The 14,613-nt window shown below is 70.4% G+C and carries 17 protein-coding genes and 1 riboswitch; of the genes, 9 read left to right on the top strand and 8 right to left on the bottom strand.

Features of this window, described 5'->3' with window-relative positions:
* Window positions 1–11: 11 nt before the first annotated feature.
* The 3 genes from ACIBQX_RS50125 to ACIBQX_RS50115 form a co-directional block, all read right to left on the bottom strand.
* Window positions 12–1,259, bottom strand: a complete 1,248-nt coding sequence (locus ACIBQX_RS50125) for a S8 family serine peptidase (protein ID WP_397017780.1) — start codon at window positions 1,257–1,259, stop codon at window positions 12–14.
* 41 nt (window positions 1,260–1,300) lie between these two features.
* Window positions 1,301–1,873, bottom strand: a complete 573-nt coding sequence (locus tag ACIBQX_RS50120; protein ID WP_397017779.1) for a hypothetical protein — start codon at window positions 1,871–1,873, stop codon at window positions 1,301–1,303.
* A 127-nt stretch (window positions 1,874–2,000) separates the two neighbouring features.
* Window positions 2,001–2,807, bottom strand: a complete 807-nt coding sequence (locus ACIBQX_RS50115) for an S-adenosyl-l-methionine hydroxide adenosyltransferase family protein (RefSeq protein WP_397017778.1) — start codon at window positions 2,805–2,807, stop codon at window positions 2,001–2,003.
* Between the two features lie 124 nt (window positions 2,808–2,931).
* Between ACIBQX_RS50115 and ACIBQX_RS50110 the strand changes: the two genes are divergently transcribed.
* From ACIBQX_RS50110 to ACIBQX_RS50100, 3 genes are read left to right on the top strand one after another with little or no spacing between them, the layout of a single operon-like run.
* Window positions 2,932–3,234: a DUF3263 domain-containing protein gene (locus tag ACIBQX_RS50110; RefSeq protein ID WP_397017777.1), complete on the top strand. Its 303-nt coding sequence runs from the start codon at window positions 2,932–2,934 to the stop codon at window positions 3,232–3,234.
* Window positions 3,235–3,273: 39 nt separating this feature from the next.
* Complete coding sequence (gene otsB, locus ACIBQX_RS50105) at window positions 3,274–4,044, top strand: trehalose-phosphatase (RefSeq protein ID WP_397017776.1); 771 nt, start codon at window positions 3,274–3,276, stop codon at window positions 4,042–4,044.
* A 34-nt stretch (window positions 4,045–4,078) separates the two neighbouring features.
* Window positions 4,079–4,669 carry a hypothetical protein gene (locus ACIBQX_RS50100; protein WP_397017775.1) on the top strand — a complete coding sequence of 197 codons (591 nt, stop codon included), beginning with the start codon at window positions 4,079–4,081 and terminating at the stop codon, window positions 4,667–4,669.
* Between the two features lie 6 nt (window positions 4,670–4,675).
* On the opposite strand, the gene ACIBQX_RS50095 is transcribed toward ACIBQX_RS50100, so the two are convergent.
* Window positions 4,676–6,100: a trehalose-6-phosphate synthase gene (locus ACIBQX_RS50095; RefSeq protein ID WP_397017774.1), complete on the bottom strand. Its 1,425-nt coding sequence runs from the start codon at window positions 6,098–6,100 to the stop codon at window positions 4,676–4,678.
* Between the two features lie 31 nt (window positions 6,101–6,131).
* Between ACIBQX_RS50095 and ACIBQX_RS50090 the strand changes: the two genes are divergently transcribed.
* The 5 genes from ACIBQX_RS50090 (at window position 6,132) to groL (ending at window position 10,834) form a co-directional block, all read left to right on the top strand.
* Window positions 6,132–6,686 (top strand): RNA polymerase sigma factor, encoded by a 555-nt coding sequence (locus ACIBQX_RS50090; RefSeq protein ID WP_397017773.1) that lies wholly within the window; start codon window positions 6,132–6,134, stop codon window positions 6,684–6,686.
* Between the two features lie 84 nt (window positions 6,687–6,770).
* A riboswitch (SAM riboswitch) is annotated at window positions 6,771–6,912 on the top strand.
* 13 nt (window positions 6,913–6,925) lie between these two features.
* Window positions 6,926–8,158, top strand: a complete 1,233-nt coding sequence (gene thrC, locus ACIBQX_RS50085; protein WP_397017772.1) for a threonine synthase — start codon at window positions 6,926–6,928, stop codon at window positions 8,156–8,158.
* Window positions 8,159–8,183: 25 nt separating this feature from the next.
* Window positions 8,184–8,459, top strand: coding sequence for a MoaD/ThiS family protein (locus ACIBQX_RS50080; RefSeq protein WP_397017771.1), 276 nt, complete (start codon window positions 8,184–8,186; stop codon window positions 8,457–8,459).
* 244 nt (window positions 8,460–8,703) lie between these two features.
* Window positions 8,704–8,907, top strand: coding sequence for a cold-shock protein (locus tag ACIBQX_RS50075; RefSeq protein WP_148035128.1), 204 nt, complete (start codon window positions 8,704–8,706; stop codon window positions 8,905–8,907).
* A 298-nt stretch (window positions 8,908–9,205) separates the two neighbouring features.
* Window positions 9,206–10,834 (top strand): chaperonin GroEL, encoded by a 1,629-nt coding sequence (gene groL, locus ACIBQX_RS50070; RefSeq protein WP_397017770.1) that lies wholly within the window; start codon window positions 9,206–9,208, stop codon window positions 10,832–10,834.
* 308 nt (window positions 10,835–11,142) lie between these two features.
* Here groL and ACIBQX_RS50065 read toward each other — a convergent pair whose 3' ends face one another.
* Window positions 11,143–11,496 (bottom strand): nuclear transport factor 2 family protein, encoded by a 354-nt coding sequence (locus ACIBQX_RS50065; RefSeq protein WP_397017769.1) that lies wholly within the window; start codon window positions 11,494–11,496, stop codon window positions 11,143–11,145.
* Complete coding sequence (locus ACIBQX_RS50060; RefSeq protein WP_397017768.1) at window positions 11,487–12,317, bottom strand: NAD(P)H-binding protein; 831 nt, start codon at window positions 12,315–12,317, stop codon at window positions 11,487–11,489. Before ACIBQX_RS50060 ends, ACIBQX_RS50065 begins: the two co-directional genes overlap by 10 nt.
* Window positions 12,318–12,398: 81 nt before the next feature.
* Here ACIBQX_RS50060 and ACIBQX_RS50055 point away from each other — a divergent pair, with 81 nt between their 5' ends.
* Window positions 12,399–13,382: an AraC family transcriptional regulator gene (locus ACIBQX_RS50055; RefSeq protein ID WP_397017767.1), complete on the top strand. Its 984-nt coding sequence runs from the start codon at window positions 12,399–12,401 to the stop codon at window positions 13,380–13,382.
* A 47-nt stretch (window positions 13,383–13,429) separates the two neighbouring features.
* Here ACIBQX_RS50055 and ACIBQX_RS50050 read toward each other — a convergent pair whose 3' ends face one another.
* A complete protein-coding gene (locus tag ACIBQX_RS50050; protein WP_397017766.1) occupies window positions 13,430–13,891 on the bottom strand; it encodes a GNAT family N-acetyltransferase in 462 nt (153 codons plus the stop codon).
* 37 nt (window positions 13,892–13,928) lie between these two features.
* On the bottom strand, window positions 13,929–14,492 hold the full coding sequence (locus ACIBQX_RS50045) for a YbhB/YbcL family Raf kinase inhibitor-like protein (RefSeq protein ID WP_397017765.1): 564 nt from the start codon (window positions 14,490–14,492) through the stop codon (window positions 13,929–13,931).
* Window positions 14,493–14,613: the final 121 nt, after the last annotated feature.

Below are 14,613 nucleotides of genomic sequence, written 5' to 3'. Positions count from 1 at the left end.
CCTCCACGGGATCACCGTGGGGGGTCTCCGCGTTCGCCGGGTCCATACCGGCAGTGACGCCGCCGCTGCCGCCCGACCACCCGGGCGGACAGCCCCGCCACCAGCAGCACCATGCCCACCACCACGGCCATCCGCGAGGCGGGCGGCTCGGCGGGCGGCCCGTCGCCGAAGTATCCGCCCGGCAGCGGGGGCATCGAGACAGCGCCGGACCCGCCGGACGCGCCGGGCAGCGCGGGCAGTGCGGGCGTCGCGGCCAGCCGTCCCGCCTCGCGCAGGGCCAGCACCGCGTTCGCCACCCCGTGCCCGTAGGACCTGTCGTAACCGCCGGGCGGCCGTTGCCGGGTGCCGCGCTCGATGGCCCGGCGCACCTGGAAGGGCGACAGCTCCGGATGGGCCGACTTGATCAGCGCGGCGATGCCCGCGACCATGGCCGCCGCCGAGCTGGTGCCGTCGCCGACCACGTAGTCGCCGAAGGCGCTCGCGGTGACGATGCCCGTGCCCGGCGCCACGACCGACAGATAGTCCCGCCGGTTGGAGAACCCGGCCGGTCTGAGTCGTCTGTCGATCGCGCCGACGGCGATCACGCCCGGGTAGGCGGCGGGGAAGGTCTTCTTGTTGGCCGTGTCGCCGTCGTTGCCGGAGGAGGCCACAAGGACGACTCCGTGGGTGATGGCGTACTGCACGGCCTCCTCCTCGGGGGCCGAGCCCTCCCACGCGCCGCTGCCTCCGCCCAGCGACATGCTGATCACGTCCGCGCCGTGGTCGACCGCGTAGCGGATGCCCTTGGCCAGTGCGTGACGCCCGCCCGCGCGCAGTCGCTCGCGCCGAGGGTCGGAGCTCTCCAGCGTGACCCTGACCGACAGCACCCTCGCCGCGGGTGCCACACCGATCACGCCGAGGTCCGGGCCGTGGCCACGGCCGGCGATCAGGCTGGCCATGGCCGTGCCGTGGTGCCCCCACATGCCACCGGTCCTGGAGGCGCCGGTCAGGTCGGGGCCCTGCACCACGGCGCCGCCGAGGTCCGGATGGTCGCCGCGGACGCCGGTGTCGAGCACCGCCACCAGCGCACCCTCGCCTCTGCTCGTCCGCCACGCCTCGGGCAGCCGCAGCAGGGAGATCTGCCACTGCCGGGCCCGCGCCATGGCCCCCACGTCGTCGTGGACCGTCTCCTGCGCGGACACCGTCTCCTGCGTGGACACAGCCGCCGTGGTGCCGCCGGCGGGCAGCGCCGCCACGCAGCCCAGCAGCAGCAGGGGCATCAGCGGCAGTAGGACGGTTCGCGGCGGGCGCCGCCCACGCCTCATCCGGTCAGACCTCGGTGCAGCTCGACGGCGAGTTGCCTGGCGATGCCGCGCAGCCGGCTGCCGGCCCGGTCGCCCGGCCGGTACGGCCTGCCGTCGGCGTGCCCGGCGGCCGTGGCCACCAGGTAGCGCTCGTGCGAGGCGATCACCACCCCGGTGACGTACTGGAGCTCGCCGAAGCGCTCGGCGGGCCCGCCGGGGAAGGCCACCGGCCGCACCGTGGGCGGCCGGGACGGGCCGGACACCGCGGGCTCGCCGTAGCCGGTCAGGACGGCGATGCCGACCGTGGCCACGAAGGTGGACGTGCTGTCGGCGTACGTGGCGCGCAGTGCGGTGACGCACGACGGACGCGCGGGAAGCGCGCCGGGGTGGAACGCGGACCGGCAGGGCGCCTCGGGCGCGACGCCGGTCAGCAGGTAGGTGACCCGGGCCCCTGAGGGACTGATGCCGGGCACGGCCGCCGGGAAGACCCGGGAGACCGGCCACGAGCGCCAGCGGTCGGGGACGGGCGGTCCGGTGGCTGGCCAGACCGCGAACAGTATGGAGATCAGGACAACGCAGACGTGATGCACGGCGACCTCGAACGGGGGGAGGGGGCGCCCGAACTGCCGTGCATTCTGACACGCGATCGATGATTCAATCCGACGCTTCGGTAAACAGTCCGATACGCCGTGTAATTACCGTTCTGTGGCTTTCGTCTTAGCTCGTGGGGGAAAGCCTGACATGTGCACCTGGTGGCAGGCCCAGTCGCTGGGCCGCGTCACCGCTGTTCACGGCGAAGGCGATCAGCCCCGCCGAGTCCGCGAAGGCCACCAGCTCGCCCGGCGGCACCGCGGTGTACGACTCGCGGTAGGGCATCGACAGGCGGCGCCTGCCCAGCATCACCCCGAGCGTGTCGCCCACCCGCACCCCCAGCGCCTCCAGGTCGCCCGCCGAGATCGACAGCTGGGTGTTGCCGTAGCGGTCGACCGAGACGACCTCGCCCTCCACCGCCCCCTCGCGCAGCACCGAGGTCGGCTCCGGCAGCGCCACCAGCCGCTCCAGCGGCACCGCAGGGCCCAGGTCGGCCGGGTCGAGCCCGCCGCACAACCGGCCCGCGACCGGGGCGTACACGTCGCGGCCGTGGAAGGTGGGCGAGACCGGCCGCAGGAAGTGACGCTCGTCGCTGATCTCGTACGCCGCCCGCGCGCCGCCGCTGGCGTGGATGGCCCACGACAGCAGCCCGTTGTCCGGGCCCACGAACACGCTGCCGCCCGCCTCCACGGCCACCGCGCGCCGCGCCACGCCCGCCCCGGGGTCGACCGCGCCGATATGCACCCCGCTGGGTAGGTACGGGATCGTCTGGGCGAGAATCGCCGCACCGCGCCGTACATCACCAGAAGGGACGAGGTGGCACACGTCGATCACCCGGGCCGACGGCGCGATCGTGGCGATCACTCCGTGGCAGGCGGCGACGTAGCCGTCCTCCAGCCCGTAATCGGTGAGAAGCGTGATGACAGAGGTCACACCTGGTGACTGTACGTCTCCCGATACGCCATGAACAGCCGCACCACGCACATTACGATGGCGACGGGCCGCGTGCGCCGCCAATCTCTACGGTGCTCGCGCGCCCCTTCCCGAGGAGGACACCATGGACACTGCGCCGGCCGGCGGTGACAGTGCTGCCCCAGGACCCGATCGACAGCCCCTCACGGACCGCGAGCTCGAGCTCCTCGCCTTCGAACGCCACTGGTGGCGCTACGCGGGCGCCAAGGAGCAGGCCATCAAGGAGACCTTCGGGTTCTCCACCACCCGCTATTACCAGTTGCTCGGCGAATTGATCGACAGACCTGAAGCCCTGGAGCAGGACCCGATGCTGGTCAAACGCCTGCGCAGGATCCGCGCCGACCGCCAGCGAGAGCGCGCGGCCAGGCGCTTCGGCATGCGTCCCTGACACGCTGGGTAGGGCAGGCGCGTGACGAACATCCCTGGTATGGAAGCGATCCTGAAAGATCCGACGGGCGCCGTCATCGGGCTCGACTTCGACGGGACCCTGTCCCCGATCGTGGCCGACCCCGCGACGGCCCGCGTCCATCCCGACGCGCCTGCCGTCCTCGCCCAGCTGGGCGCGTACGTCAACGCGGTGGTCATCGTGACCGGCAGGCCGGCGGCCACCGCACTTCAGCTGGGCCCCGGGCTGGAGCGCGTGCCGGGCCTGGTGGTGCTCGGCCACTACGGGTTCGAGCGGTGGGAGAACGGCCAGATCTCCGCCCCACCGCCCCCGGCCGGAGTGCCGAGGGCCGAGGCCGAGCTGCCGCTGCTGCTCGACTCCCTCGGCCTGCCCGGGGTGACGGTCGAGGACAAGGGCCGCGCGGTGGCCGTGCACACCCGGCGCGACGCCGACCCCGAAGGCGCGCTGGCCGCGCTGCGCGAGCCGATGGCCAAGCTGGCCGAGAAGCACGGCCTGGTCGTCGAGCCGGGCCGGCTGGTGCTGGAGCTCAGGCCGCCGGGCATGGACAAGGGGCACGCGCTCAGCCTGTTCCTGGCCGAACGGGCCGCCAGGTCCGTGCTGTTCGCCGGCGACGACCTGGGCGATCTGGCCGCCTTCGACGCGGTCAGGGCGTCCGGCCTGCCCGGCGTGACGGTCTGCAGCGGCTCGGCCGAGGTGACCGCGCTGGCCGAGCGGGCGGACATCGTGGTGGACGGCCCTGACGGGGTGTTGGCGCTGCTGAGAGAGCTGACGACGGCTTTCAGTCGATCGTGAGTGGCTTGCAAGTGCCTCGTTCTAAGGTCGCCTCATGTCGAAGCGATCCCTTGCCGTCGTGGCGGTGGCCGCGGCCGCCGTCCTCATGGCGCCCGCCGCCGCCACCGCCACCACTGCCGCCCCCGCCCACCAGCTGAAACTGCGCAACGGCCTGACCCTCTACCTGCCGATGAAGTGGCGGATCCACGGCGGCGGCACCGACTGGATCCACGTCGTCACCGGCAAGTGCGCCCACCCCGAGGGCGGCTTCTTCACCACGGACTGCAAGGGTTTCTGGATCTTCGGGCCGAAGGCGATCAAGCTGGGGGCCGAGGGGTTCGGGCCGTACAACGTGGACCGGGGCGGCTACTACCCCGCCTCGGACGTGCAGCGGTGCCCGGTCGACGGCAAGCTCCTGCGCGTGGAGAAGATCGGCCCGCACAAGAAGGGGCTGCGCCAGGTCGGGCCCGGCCACAAGGCCGCCTACCACGAGTTCCAGACCCGCTGCCGGACCCACTCGGGCAAGGCCACCAGCACCCGCTTCACCACGCGCGAGTGGTATCTGCCGAAGACCAAGATCCTCGTCGTCGACACCTGGAAGACCCCCGGGCTGGCCACCGCCCTCCGGAACGCCGACTGGAACTGACCGCGCTCAGCCCAGCGCGTCGAGCTGGGCGGCCAGCCACTTCTGCGGGGGCAGCGCGGTGGCGGCCGACTCCAGCCCCTCGCGGCGGCGGGCCCGCTCCTCCTCCGGCATGACCAGCGCCTGGTGCAGCGCGCCGGCCGTGCCGCTGATGTCGTAGGGGTTCACCATGAGCGCGTGCGGCCCGAGCTCGGCCGCCGCGCCCGCCTCGCGGGACAGCACCAGCGCGCAGCGCGGCGACAGCACCGGACCCTCCTTGGCGACCAGGTTCATGCCGTCGCGGATCGGGTTGACCAGCAGCACGTCCGCCATCCGGTAGGCGGCCAGGGAGCGGGGATAGTCGTCCTCGACGTTGAGGATCAGCGGATCCCAGTCCTCCGTGGCGTACTCGTCCTCGATCTCCTGCGCGCAGCGCTGCACCGACGCGGTGTACTCGCGGTATTCGGGCAGGTCGTGCCTGCTGGGATAGGCGAACGCCAGGTGCACCACGCGACCGTGCCACTCGGGATGGGCGGCCAGGAACTCGCGGTAGGCGAGCAGGCCGCGCACGATGTTCTTCGACAGCTCGGTGCGGTCGATGCGCACGATGAGCCGGCGCTCGCCCACTTGCTCCCGCAGCGCCGCCATGTGGGACTCGACGTCCGGCTCGCCCGCTCGCGTCCACAGCGCCTTGCCGTCGACGCCCAGCGCGTGCACGCCGACGCGGGTGACCCGTCCCTCATGCGTGATCGTACGGTCCACACGGTCCACCCGCGCGCCCAGCACGGCCTCGCAGCAGTCCATGAACGCCCCCGCCCACCGGTGGGTGAGGAAGCCCGCGTGATCGGCCCCCAGGATGCCTTCCAGGACCTCGCCGGCCACCTCGTCGGGCAGCAGCGAGAAGTACTCCGGCGGCGCCCACGGGGTGTGGCTGAAGTGCGCGATGCGCAGATCCGGCCGCTCGGCCCGGAGCATCGCCGGGGTCAGCGTCAGGTGATAGTCCTGCACCATCACGCGCGCGCCGTGCCCGGCCTCCTCGGCCAGCGCCAGCGCGAACGCCCCGTTGTAGTCGCGGTAGGACTCCCAGTCGCGCTGGAAGCGGGTGCCGAAGTGGGGTGCGTTGGGGATGTCGTAGAGCAGGTGGTTGACGAACCACAGGGTGGAGTTGGCCACCGAGTTGTAGGCGCGGTGGAAGACGGCCGGCGCGATCTCGAGCATCCGCAGCGCCCCGGTCTCGTAACCGGCGTGGTCGAGTCTGCCGCCGGGGGCTTGGCGGACGGCGCCCCGATCGCCGTCGGACAGGGCGGCGCACACCCAGAGCACACCCTCGTCCTTGGCCACGCCGGACAGGCCCGACACGAGCCCGCCACCACCGCGTTTCATGGTCAGGTCACCGTCCTCGGATACGGTGAACGAGACCGGGCCTCTGTTCGAGGCGAGCAGGATGCTGTTCATTAAAGCTCCCTCCGACCTTAGGATCCCAGCTATGGCGCTTGATGAGCTAACCGAGGAACTGGCCCGCTCCGCCGCCGTCGGAGATCATCGCGCACTCGGCGAACTCCTGCGGAGGATCGAGCCGGACGTGCTGCGGCACTGCGCCCGCATCCTGCCCTACCACCAGGACGCGGAGGAGGCGGCGCAGGACACCTTGCTCGCCGTCGCGCGCAACATCGGGCGGTTCGAGGGGCGGGCCAGGTTCAGCACCTGGCTGCACATCGTGACCGCCAACTGCGCGCGCACCACCTACCGCTCGCTGAAGCGCAGGTCGGCCGAGCAGACCTCCGACGAGCTGCCCATGCAGAAGCCCGACGTCCGCCGGGTCAGCGTGATCGCCGGATCGCGGCTCGACCTGCTCGACGCCATGGAGGCGCTGGAGGCCGACAAGCCCGATCTGGCCCAGGCGCTGGTGCTGCGCGACATCGTCCAGCTCGACTACAGCGAGGTGGCCGAGCAGCTCAAGATCCCGCTCGGCACCGCCAAGTCGCGTATCCACCAGGCCCGCAAATATGTCCAGGCGGCGCTGGGCGAAGACTACCGATGAGACCTCATATCTCGCATGCTGAGATGACCGGGCAGGTCACGCGATTGATTGGGTAGAGTCCGGTCAGCAGCAACAACTGAATATTGCTCATCCAGAGGGGTGGAGGGACCGGCCCTGCGAAGCCCCGGCAACCCTCCCGGCTTGTGACTCGCGACCTGGCGAGGCCGACCGGGACTAGGTGCCAATTCCGGTCCGTGGTCAGGGTGGCCACGGGCGAAGATGAGGGAAGGCCTCGCTTCATGTCGCTCGACTTCGGTCCCGCCGTCGCTCTCTCCTGCCGCGAGTGCGGCACCCGCTATCCGCTCGGCCCGAGCTTCGCCTGTTCGGAGTGTTTCGGGCCGCTCGAAGCGGCCTACGATTTCGGCAACGTCACCCGGGCCTCCATCGAGGCCGGACCGGCCAACATCTGGCGGTACCGCGCGCTCCTGCCGGTGCCGGCCGACGTCGCCACCAAGCCCAACATGAACCCCGGCTGGACCAAGCTGGTCAAGGCGGGCAACCTCGGCAAGGCGCTGGGCATCAGGTCCCTCCACGTGAAGGACGACTCCGGCAACCCCACCCACTCCTTCAAGGACCGGGTGGTGGCCATCGCCGTCGAGGCGGCGCGCAACTTCGGCTTCCACACCCTGTCCTGCTCCTCCACCGGCAACCTGGCCGGCGCCGTGACGGCCGCGGCCGCCAGGGCCGGGCTGGACGCCTGCGTGTTCATCCCCGCGGGGCTGGAGCAGGCCAAGATCGCCATGGCCCGCGTGTTCGGCGGCAGGCTCGTCGGCATCGAGGGCACCTACGACGAGGTCAACCGGTTCTGCTCCGAGCTCATCGGTGACCCGATGGGCGACAAGTGGGGCTTCGTCAACGTCAACCTGAGGCCCTATTACGCCGAGGGCTCCAAGACGCTCGCCTACGAGATCGCCGAGCAGCTCGGCTGGAAGCTGCCCGAGCAGATCATCATCCCGGTGGCCTCCGGCTCTCAGCTCACGAAGATCGACAAGGGCTTCAAGGAGCTGATCGAGCTCGGGCTCGTCGAGGACGGCCCGTACAAGATCTACGGCGCGCAGGCGCTCGGCTGCTCGCCGGTGTCCACGGCCTACAAGGCGGGCCACGACGTGGTCCAGCCGGTCAAGCCCGACACCATCGCCAAGTCGCTGGCCATCGGCAACCCCGCCGACGGCCCTTACGTGCTCGACATCGCCCGCCGCACCGGCGGCGCTGTGGAGGACGTCACGGACCCCGAGATCGTCGCGGCGATCAAGCTGCTGGCCTCGACCGAGGGCATCTTCGCCGAGACGGCGGGCGGCGTCACGGTGGGCGTGCTGAAGAAGCTCGTCGACACCGGGCGGCTCGACCCGGAGTTGGAGACCGTGGTGCTCAACACCGGCGACGGGCTCAAGACGCTCGACGTCATCGCCGACGACGCCCAGCCCACGGCCGTGATCCGGCCCTCTCTCGACGCGTTCCGCGCGACTGTCTGACAATCAGGAAAGGCGAGGTTTATTCATGAGTGTTTCTGTGCGGATTCCCACCATCCTTCGCACCTACACCGGCGGTAGCGCGGAGGTGAGTGGAGAGGGCGCGACCCTGCGTGACGTGCTCGCCAAGCTCGACTCCGACTACCCGGGGATTGGCGCCCGCATTCTCGATGAATCGGGCAAGATTCGGCGTTTTGTCAACGTTTATGTTGGCGAAGAGGACGTCCGTTTTGCCCAGGGACTTGACACTCCGGCCCCTGAAGGCACTCAGGTCTCCATCATCCCGGCAGTCGCCGGCGGCTGAACCCGGTCACTGAAGAAGGCGCCCGCATGCGGGCGCCTTCTCTTTTTTTCCGCAATCAAATTCAAGGTTGAACTACTTTCCGCACATGGTGAAATTTCCGGTTTGTCGGTTGACTCTGGTGCCAAACGTCGTGTCGCAGGTATGGTCGAGTGCGGTCGTCTGACTGATTCCCCAATTGTCATGACGATTGTGGGTCTCGCGGAGGAATGGGCGGGACCTATGAGCCCAGTAAGAGGAGTCGGAAGTGGCGCAGGGCACCGTCAAATGGTTCAACGCGGACAAGGGCTACGGCTTCATCGCGGTAGACGGTGGTAAGGATGTATTCGTCCATTACTCGGCAATCATGATGGATGGCTATCGATCTCTCGAACAGGGGCAACGGGTCGAGTTCGAGATCACGCAGGGCCAGAAGGGGCCGCAGGCGGAGTCCGTCCGTGCGGTCGCGTAGCTGGTAAGCCCCGGCAGCCCGCACGTCAGCGCAGTGCGTGCGGCCTGCCACCCCCTCGGTGTACGGCGGGCCGCCCTGGCCCGCCGTTCGCGCTGTACGGACTTGACCTGGGCGTGGGTGGCGTCAGCTTGCACTCGACAGGGTAGAGTGCTAAACAATTCGTTGGCACTCTCTGTTGCAGAGTGCCAACCTGGGATCGAGACGATGGGGTCTGCCGACGGAGTTGCGGACCCACATGCCGTCGCGGGCGTCGGCTCGGTCCACAGCCAGCCACCCTGCAACTGGGAGGTCTAGCCTTATGGCAGCCAAGATGATCGCGTTTGACGAGGACGCCCGGCGCGGTCTCGAGCGTGGTATGAACCAGCTCGCCGACGCCGTCAAGGTGACCCTGGGGCCCAAGGGCCGCAACGTCGTGCTGGAGAAGAAGTGGGGCGCCCCCACTATCACCAACGACGGTGTGTCGATCGCCAAGGAGATCGAGCTCGAGGACCCGTGGGAGAAGATCGGCGCGGAGCTGGTCAAGGAAGTCGCCAAGAAGACGGACGACGTCGCTGGTGACGGCACCACGACCGCCACCGTGCTCGCCCAGGCGCTGGTGCGCGAGGGCCTGCGCAACGTCGCCGCCGGCGCGAACCCGATGGCCCTGAAGAAGGGCATCGAGGCCGCTGTCGAGCGGGTGAGCGAGGAGCTGTCCAAGCTCGCCAAGGACGTGGAGACCAAGGAGCAGATCGCTTCGACGGCCTCCATCTCCGCCGCCGACCCCGAGATCGGGGCGCTCATCGCCGAGGCGATGGACAAGGTCGGCAAGGAAGGCGTCATCACCGTCGAGGAGAGCAACACCTTCGGTCTGGAGCTTGAGCTCACCGAGGGCATGCGCTTCGACAAGGGCATGACGTCGATGTACTTCGTCACGGACTCCGACCGTATGGAGGCCGTGCTCGAGGACCCGTACATCCTGATCGTCAACTCGAAGGTCTCGGCGAACAAGGACCTCCTGCCCCTGCTCGACAAGGTCGTGCAGTCCGGCAAGCCGCTCCTGATCATCGCCGAGGACGTCGAGGGCGAGGCGCTGGCGACCCTGGTCGTCAACAAGATTCGCGGCCTGTTCCGCTCGGTGGCCGTCAAGGCCCCCGGCTTCGGTGACCGCCGCAAGGCCATGCTCGGCGACATCGCCACCCTCACCGGTGGTCAGGTCATCGCCGAGGAGGTCGGTCTCAAGCTGGAGAACGCCACGCTCGACCTGCTGGGCCGCGCCCGTAAGGTCGTGGTGACCAAGGACGAGACGACGATCGTCGACGGCGCCGGTGACGCCGACCAGATCGCCGGCCGGGTCAACGAGATCCGCGCCGAGATCGACCGCACCGACTCCGACTACGACCGCGAGAAGCTCCAGGAGCGTCTCGCCAAGCTGGCCGGCGGCGTCGCCGTCATCAAGGCCGGCGCGGCGACCGAGGTGGAGCTCAAGGAGCGCAAGCACCGCATCGAGGACGCCGTGCGTAACGCCAAGGCGGCCGTCGAGGAGGGCATCGTGCCCGGCGGTGGCGTCGCGCTGCTGCAGGCCGGCGCCAAGGCGTTCGACAAGCTCGAGCTCCTGGGCGACGAGGCCACCGGTGCCGCGATCGTGCGCAAGGCTCTGGAGGAGCCGCTCAAGCAGATCGCGGTCAACGCCGGCCTCGAGGGCGGCGTCGTGGTCGAGAAGGTGCGCAACCTCACCCCCGGTGAGGGCCTCAACGCGGCCACCGGCGACTACGTCAACATGTTCCAGGCGGGCATCATCGACCCGGCCAAGGTGACGCGCTCCGCGCTGCAGAACGCCGCTTCCATCGCGGCGCTCTTCCTCACCACCGAGGCCGTCATCGCCGAGAAGCCCGAGAAGTCCCCCGCAGCCCCCGCCGGCATGCCCGGTGGCGGCGACATGGACTTCTAGCCCTTCAGCAGTACCACGCGCCGGGCTTTTCCGGCACGTACAGCATCACATCAGAGCGGCCCGAGACCTTCCGGTCTCGGGCCGCTCTGGCGCTCTCCCCACCTTTGCCCCGCTTTACGGCGCGGGCTTTTTTATTTACGGCCAGCCCGGTTCGGCCGCCCGCCGCACGGGGCCGAGGGCCTCCAGGGAAACGGCCGCTGACCGGGTGACGGCGGGCCGCCGTTACGCGAGCCCGCACTTGACCATCCGCCGAGTAACACGTCATCCCTCCACGTCCAGCCGCAGGCCGGCCCGATCGACCTAGGGAACTAGGCGAAGAAGCCGACCACCCGGCGAATGCGGTCGCCGGTGAAGTCCACGACGTCGTAGCCGGTTGCCGCAGGTGTGTCCGCGTTCGGTGCGCCCAGTTCCCAGGTGAACAGCGCCGTGTCATGGTGGGCGTTGATCACTCTGCCGAGGGTGAACACCATGTCGCCGAACTGCTCCTGGGAGCGGCCGATCGCCTCGGACAGCTCGCCGTGGCCGTGGAGACCGGCGTGGTCGGGAGCACTGTAGAACGAGTCCTCGGTGAAGACGGCCTCGATGAGGGCCTGGCGGGCGGCGGTGTCCCGCTCGTTCCAGATGTCGAGGTACCTGAGGATCAGGTGCGACCTCAACGCCACGCCCCCGCTGCCGCCGCGCGCGCGACATAGGTCTCGAAATCGCGGGGTCGGCGGCCCAGGACGCGGTGCACGTCGTCGGTGACCTTGGCGGTCGCGCCGCCGCGCATCAGGTCGAACATCTCCCCGACGTAGCTCGCGGTCTCGGGCGGAACCCCCTGCGCCACGAACGCGGCGACGTACTCCTCGGGCGAGACATCGAGGTAGCGAACCGGCCGACGCGACACCCGCGCGATCTCCTCGATGGCCTCCCGGAACGTGAGCGCTCGCGGGCCGGACAGCTCGTAGGTGTGGCCGGCGTGCCCGGGCTCGGTGAGCGTCGCCACCGCGACGTCGGCGACATCGTCCACGTCGATGAAGGGCTCCACGATGTCGCGGGCGGGCAGTGCCAGCTCACCCGCCATGATCGGGGCGTAGAAGAGGTCCTCGTCGAAGTTCTGGTTGAAGTTCGTCGGGCGCAGGATCGACCACTCGACGCCGGACGCGCGCACCGCCTCCTCGGCCGAGCGCATGTCCAGGCCGAAAGTGGAGTCGCCCCAGGTGTCGGCGCCGCGGCCGGACAGCAGCACGAACCGTCGCACGCCGGCGGCCACCGCCCTGGGGACGAAGCCGTGCGCGGGACCCGGCACGTCGGGCGCGATGACGTACACCGCGGAGACACCGTCGACCACGTCGTCCCAGGTGGACGGATCGGCCCAGTCGAAGCGCGCCGCACTCGATCGGGAGGTCGCCCGAACGGTCCTGCCGGCGGCCCGCAGCCTGGCGGCCACCCGTCGGCCGGTCTTTCCCGTGGCGCCAAGGACAAGGAATACGTCTTTACTCATGGCTCCCATGAAACCGTGGCGGACGTGGACTCACCATGGGTGAAAACGGCGTATGCATGTCCATTCGTCTACGCTTCAGTCATGGACGCCTTTGCTGATCTCCTGCGCGGGGTACGCGCCGACGGCTCTGTCTTCGGGCACACGATGCTGTCGCCGCCGTGGTCGTTGCGGTTCGTCGACGGCGCGCCGCTGACGCTGTGCGCCCTGCTGCGAGGCGAGGGGTGGATCATGGCTGAGGCACAGGCGCCTCAGCGCATCACGGCCGGTGAGACCGTGGTGGTACGCGGTCCACGACCGTTCCTGTTCGTTGACGACCCGGCCACGGACGCGCCAGCGGGCATCGACTGCGGGGAGCACTGCGCCATCCCGGCGAACGGCGGCACGGTCCACCATCTCGGCTGGACCTGCGGCGACCCCGACGGATCCACGACGCTGATCGTGGGCGCGTATCCGGTGCGCGGCGACGTCGGGCGGCGGCTGCTCAAGGCGCTGCCGCCGGTGCTGACCGTGTCGGAGGACGGCGACACCGCCGCGGTGAGCGCGTACATCGCGGCGGAGGTCGCGGCCGACCGGCCGGGACAGCAGGTGGTGCTGGACCGCCTCCTGGACTGGATGCTCGTCTGCACCCTGCGCGCGTGGTTCGACCGCCCGGAGACCAGCGCGCCGGCCTGGTACACGGCGCTGAGCGATCCGATCGTGGGCGAGGCGCTGCGCCTCATGCATGACGATCCGGCGCGCCCCTGGACGGTCGCGCAGCTGGCCTCCCGGGGCGGCGTCTCGCGCTCCGCCTTCGCGCGGCGGTTCACCACGCTCGTGGGCGAACCCCCGCTGGCCTACCTCACCCAGTGGCGCATGACCATCGCCTCGGACCTGCTCATCGAACCGGACACGACCATCGCCGACGTGGCCAAGCGGGTGGGCTTCGCCGACGCGTTCAGCTTCAGCGCGGCGTTCAAGCGCGTCAAAGGCATGAGCCCCAGCAAGCACCGAGCACAGCACACGCGACCGGTCGCATCCACCCGCTCGGCCCTCCTCACGCATGACCAGCGTGACCTCACGCAGTAGTCGACGCCCCGCCCTGCCGGCCGTGAAGGGGACAAGCGCCCGCGTGGTCAGGGGAGCGGCTTCACCCAGCGGGACCATTCGGGTTGGGGGGCGTAGCCGGCGGCGGACCAGGCCGGATGGGCGAGGGTGTTGTCTCGGAGGACCATGGCGTCGGCGCGGAAGGCGCCGAACTGGACGAAGCGGTCCTCGGCCGCCGCCAGGAGCGCGGTGGCGATGCCCTTGCGGCGGTGGGCCGGGTGGACGGCGAGGCGGTAGAGGTGGGCCCGCCAGCCGTCCCAGCCGGCGATGAGAGTCCCCACCAGCTCGCCCCCAGGCTCGCCAGGCCGCGTGGTGCTCGGCTCGGCGAATTCGGCGAGCAGCAGCGCGCCGGGGTCGCGGTGGAGGAGGGCGGTCACCTTGGTGGGGGAGTCGCGTCTGTCGGTGCCTTCGGCGGCCTGGAGCCAGAAGTCCAGGATGCGGTCCACGTCGTCCAGGCCGCCGGCACGGATGCTGATCCCCGGAGCGTTCATGGCCGCTGAACCTACCAGGCCCCGGAATCGGCCCGGCTCAGGTGCTGTAGAGGGCGACGATGTGGCCTCGGGCCAGGGTGTTGGCGGTGATGTTGAAGCCGACCACCGCCGGGCTGGTGTCGCTGTCCACGCCCAGGGAGTCCACCGACAGGGCGTGCACCGTGTAGACGTAGCGGTGCGGGGCCCCGGGCGGAGGCGCGGCGCCGCCGTAGGCCTTGGTGCCGTAGTCCGTGCGGGCGTGGGTGGCGCCCGGTGGCAGGCCCTTGAACTCGGGGGCCGTGCCCGCGCCGGTGGGCAGCTCGGTGACCGTGGCGGGGAGGTCGAAGAGCACCCAGTGCCAGAAGCCGCTGCCGGTCGGGGCGTCGGGGTCGAAGCAGGTCACGGCGTAGCTCCGGGTCTCGGCGGGGGCGCCGGACCAGCGCAGGTGCGGGGACAGGTTCTGGCCCCGCATGCCCCAGTCGTTGAAGACGTGGCGGTCGTTCAGCCTCTCGCCGTCGGTCAGGTCGTCGCTCTCGACCACGAGCGCGGGGACTGGCGGCAGGTATTCGTGGGGCAGCGGTGCCGGCACGGCATCCTCCTCGGTAGATCGTCCTGTCGTCATCCTAGAAGTCGAGGGGGCGGGGGCGGGCCCCCCCCCGGGGGGGGCGGGGGGGGCGGGGGGGCGCGGGGGGGGGCGGGGGGTGGGGGGGCGGGCCCGGGGGGGGGGGTCGGCCCGGGTGTGC

Source organism: Nonomuraea sp. NPDC049714 (assembly GCF_044465295.1).
Taxonomy (GTDB): domain Bacteria; phylum Actinomycetota; class Actinomycetes; order Streptosporangiales; family Streptosporangiaceae; genus Nonomuraea.
The sequence above is the reverse complement of the archived record's forward strand: the minus strand, read 5'-3'. Positions and strand labels throughout refer to the sequence as shown.

What these genes read in the sequence shown, in the direction of transcription:
- thrC (WP_397017772.1), top strand. Translation starts at nt 6,926, where the DNA reads ATGTCGCTCGACTTCGGTCCCGCCGTCGCTCTCTCCTGCCGCGAGTGC.
- groL (WP_397017770.1), top strand. Translation starts at nt 9,206, where the DNA reads ATGGCAGCCAAGATGATCGCGTTTGACGAGGACGCCCGGCGCGGTCTC.
- ACIBQX_RS50050 (WP_397017766.1), bottom strand. Translation starts at nt 13,891, where the DNA reads ATGAACGCTCCGGGGATCAGCATCCGTGCCGGCGGCCTGGACGACGTG.
- ACIBQX_RS50090 (WP_397017773.1), top strand. Translation starts at nt 6,132, where the DNA reads ATGGCGCTTGATGAGCTAACCGAGGAACTGGCCCGCTCCGCCGCCGTC.
- ACIBQX_RS50060 (WP_397017768.1), bottom strand. Translation starts at nt 12,317, where the DNA reads ATGAGTAAAGACGTATTCCTTGTCCTTGGCGCCACGGGAAAGACCGGC.
- ACIBQX_RS50045 (WP_397017765.1), bottom strand. Translation starts at nt 14,492, where the DNA reads ATGACGACAGGACGATCTACCGAGGAGGATGCCGTGCCGGCACCGCTG.
- ACIBQX_RS50080 (WP_397017771.1), top strand. Translation starts at nt 8,184, where the DNA reads ATGAGTGTTTCTGTGCGGATTCCCACCATCCTTCGCACCTACACCGGC.
- ACIBQX_RS50110 (WP_397017777.1), top strand. Translation starts at nt 2,932, where the DNA reads ATGGACACTGCGCCGGCCGGCGGTGACAGTGCTGCCCCAGGACCCGAT.
- otsB (WP_397017776.1), top strand. Translation starts at nt 3,274, where the DNA reads ATGGAAGCGATCCTGAAAGATCCGACGGGCGCCGTCATCGGGCTCGAC.
- ACIBQX_RS50055 (WP_397017767.1), top strand. Translation starts at nt 12,399, where the DNA reads ATGGACGCCTTTGCTGATCTCCTGCGCGGGGTACGCGCCGACGGCTCT.
- ACIBQX_RS50100 (WP_397017775.1), top strand. Translation starts at nt 4,079, where the DNA reads ATGTCGAAGCGATCCCTTGCCGTCGTGGCGGTGGCCGCGGCCGCCGTC.
- ACIBQX_RS50095 (WP_397017774.1), bottom strand. Translation starts at nt 6,100, where the DNA reads ATGAACAGCATCCTGCTCGCCTCGAACAGAGGCCCGGTCTCGTTCACC.
- ACIBQX_RS50125 (WP_397017780.1), bottom strand. Translation starts at nt 1,259, where the DNA reads ATGCCCCTGCTGCTGCTGGGCTGCGTGGCGGCGCTGCCCGCCGGCGGC.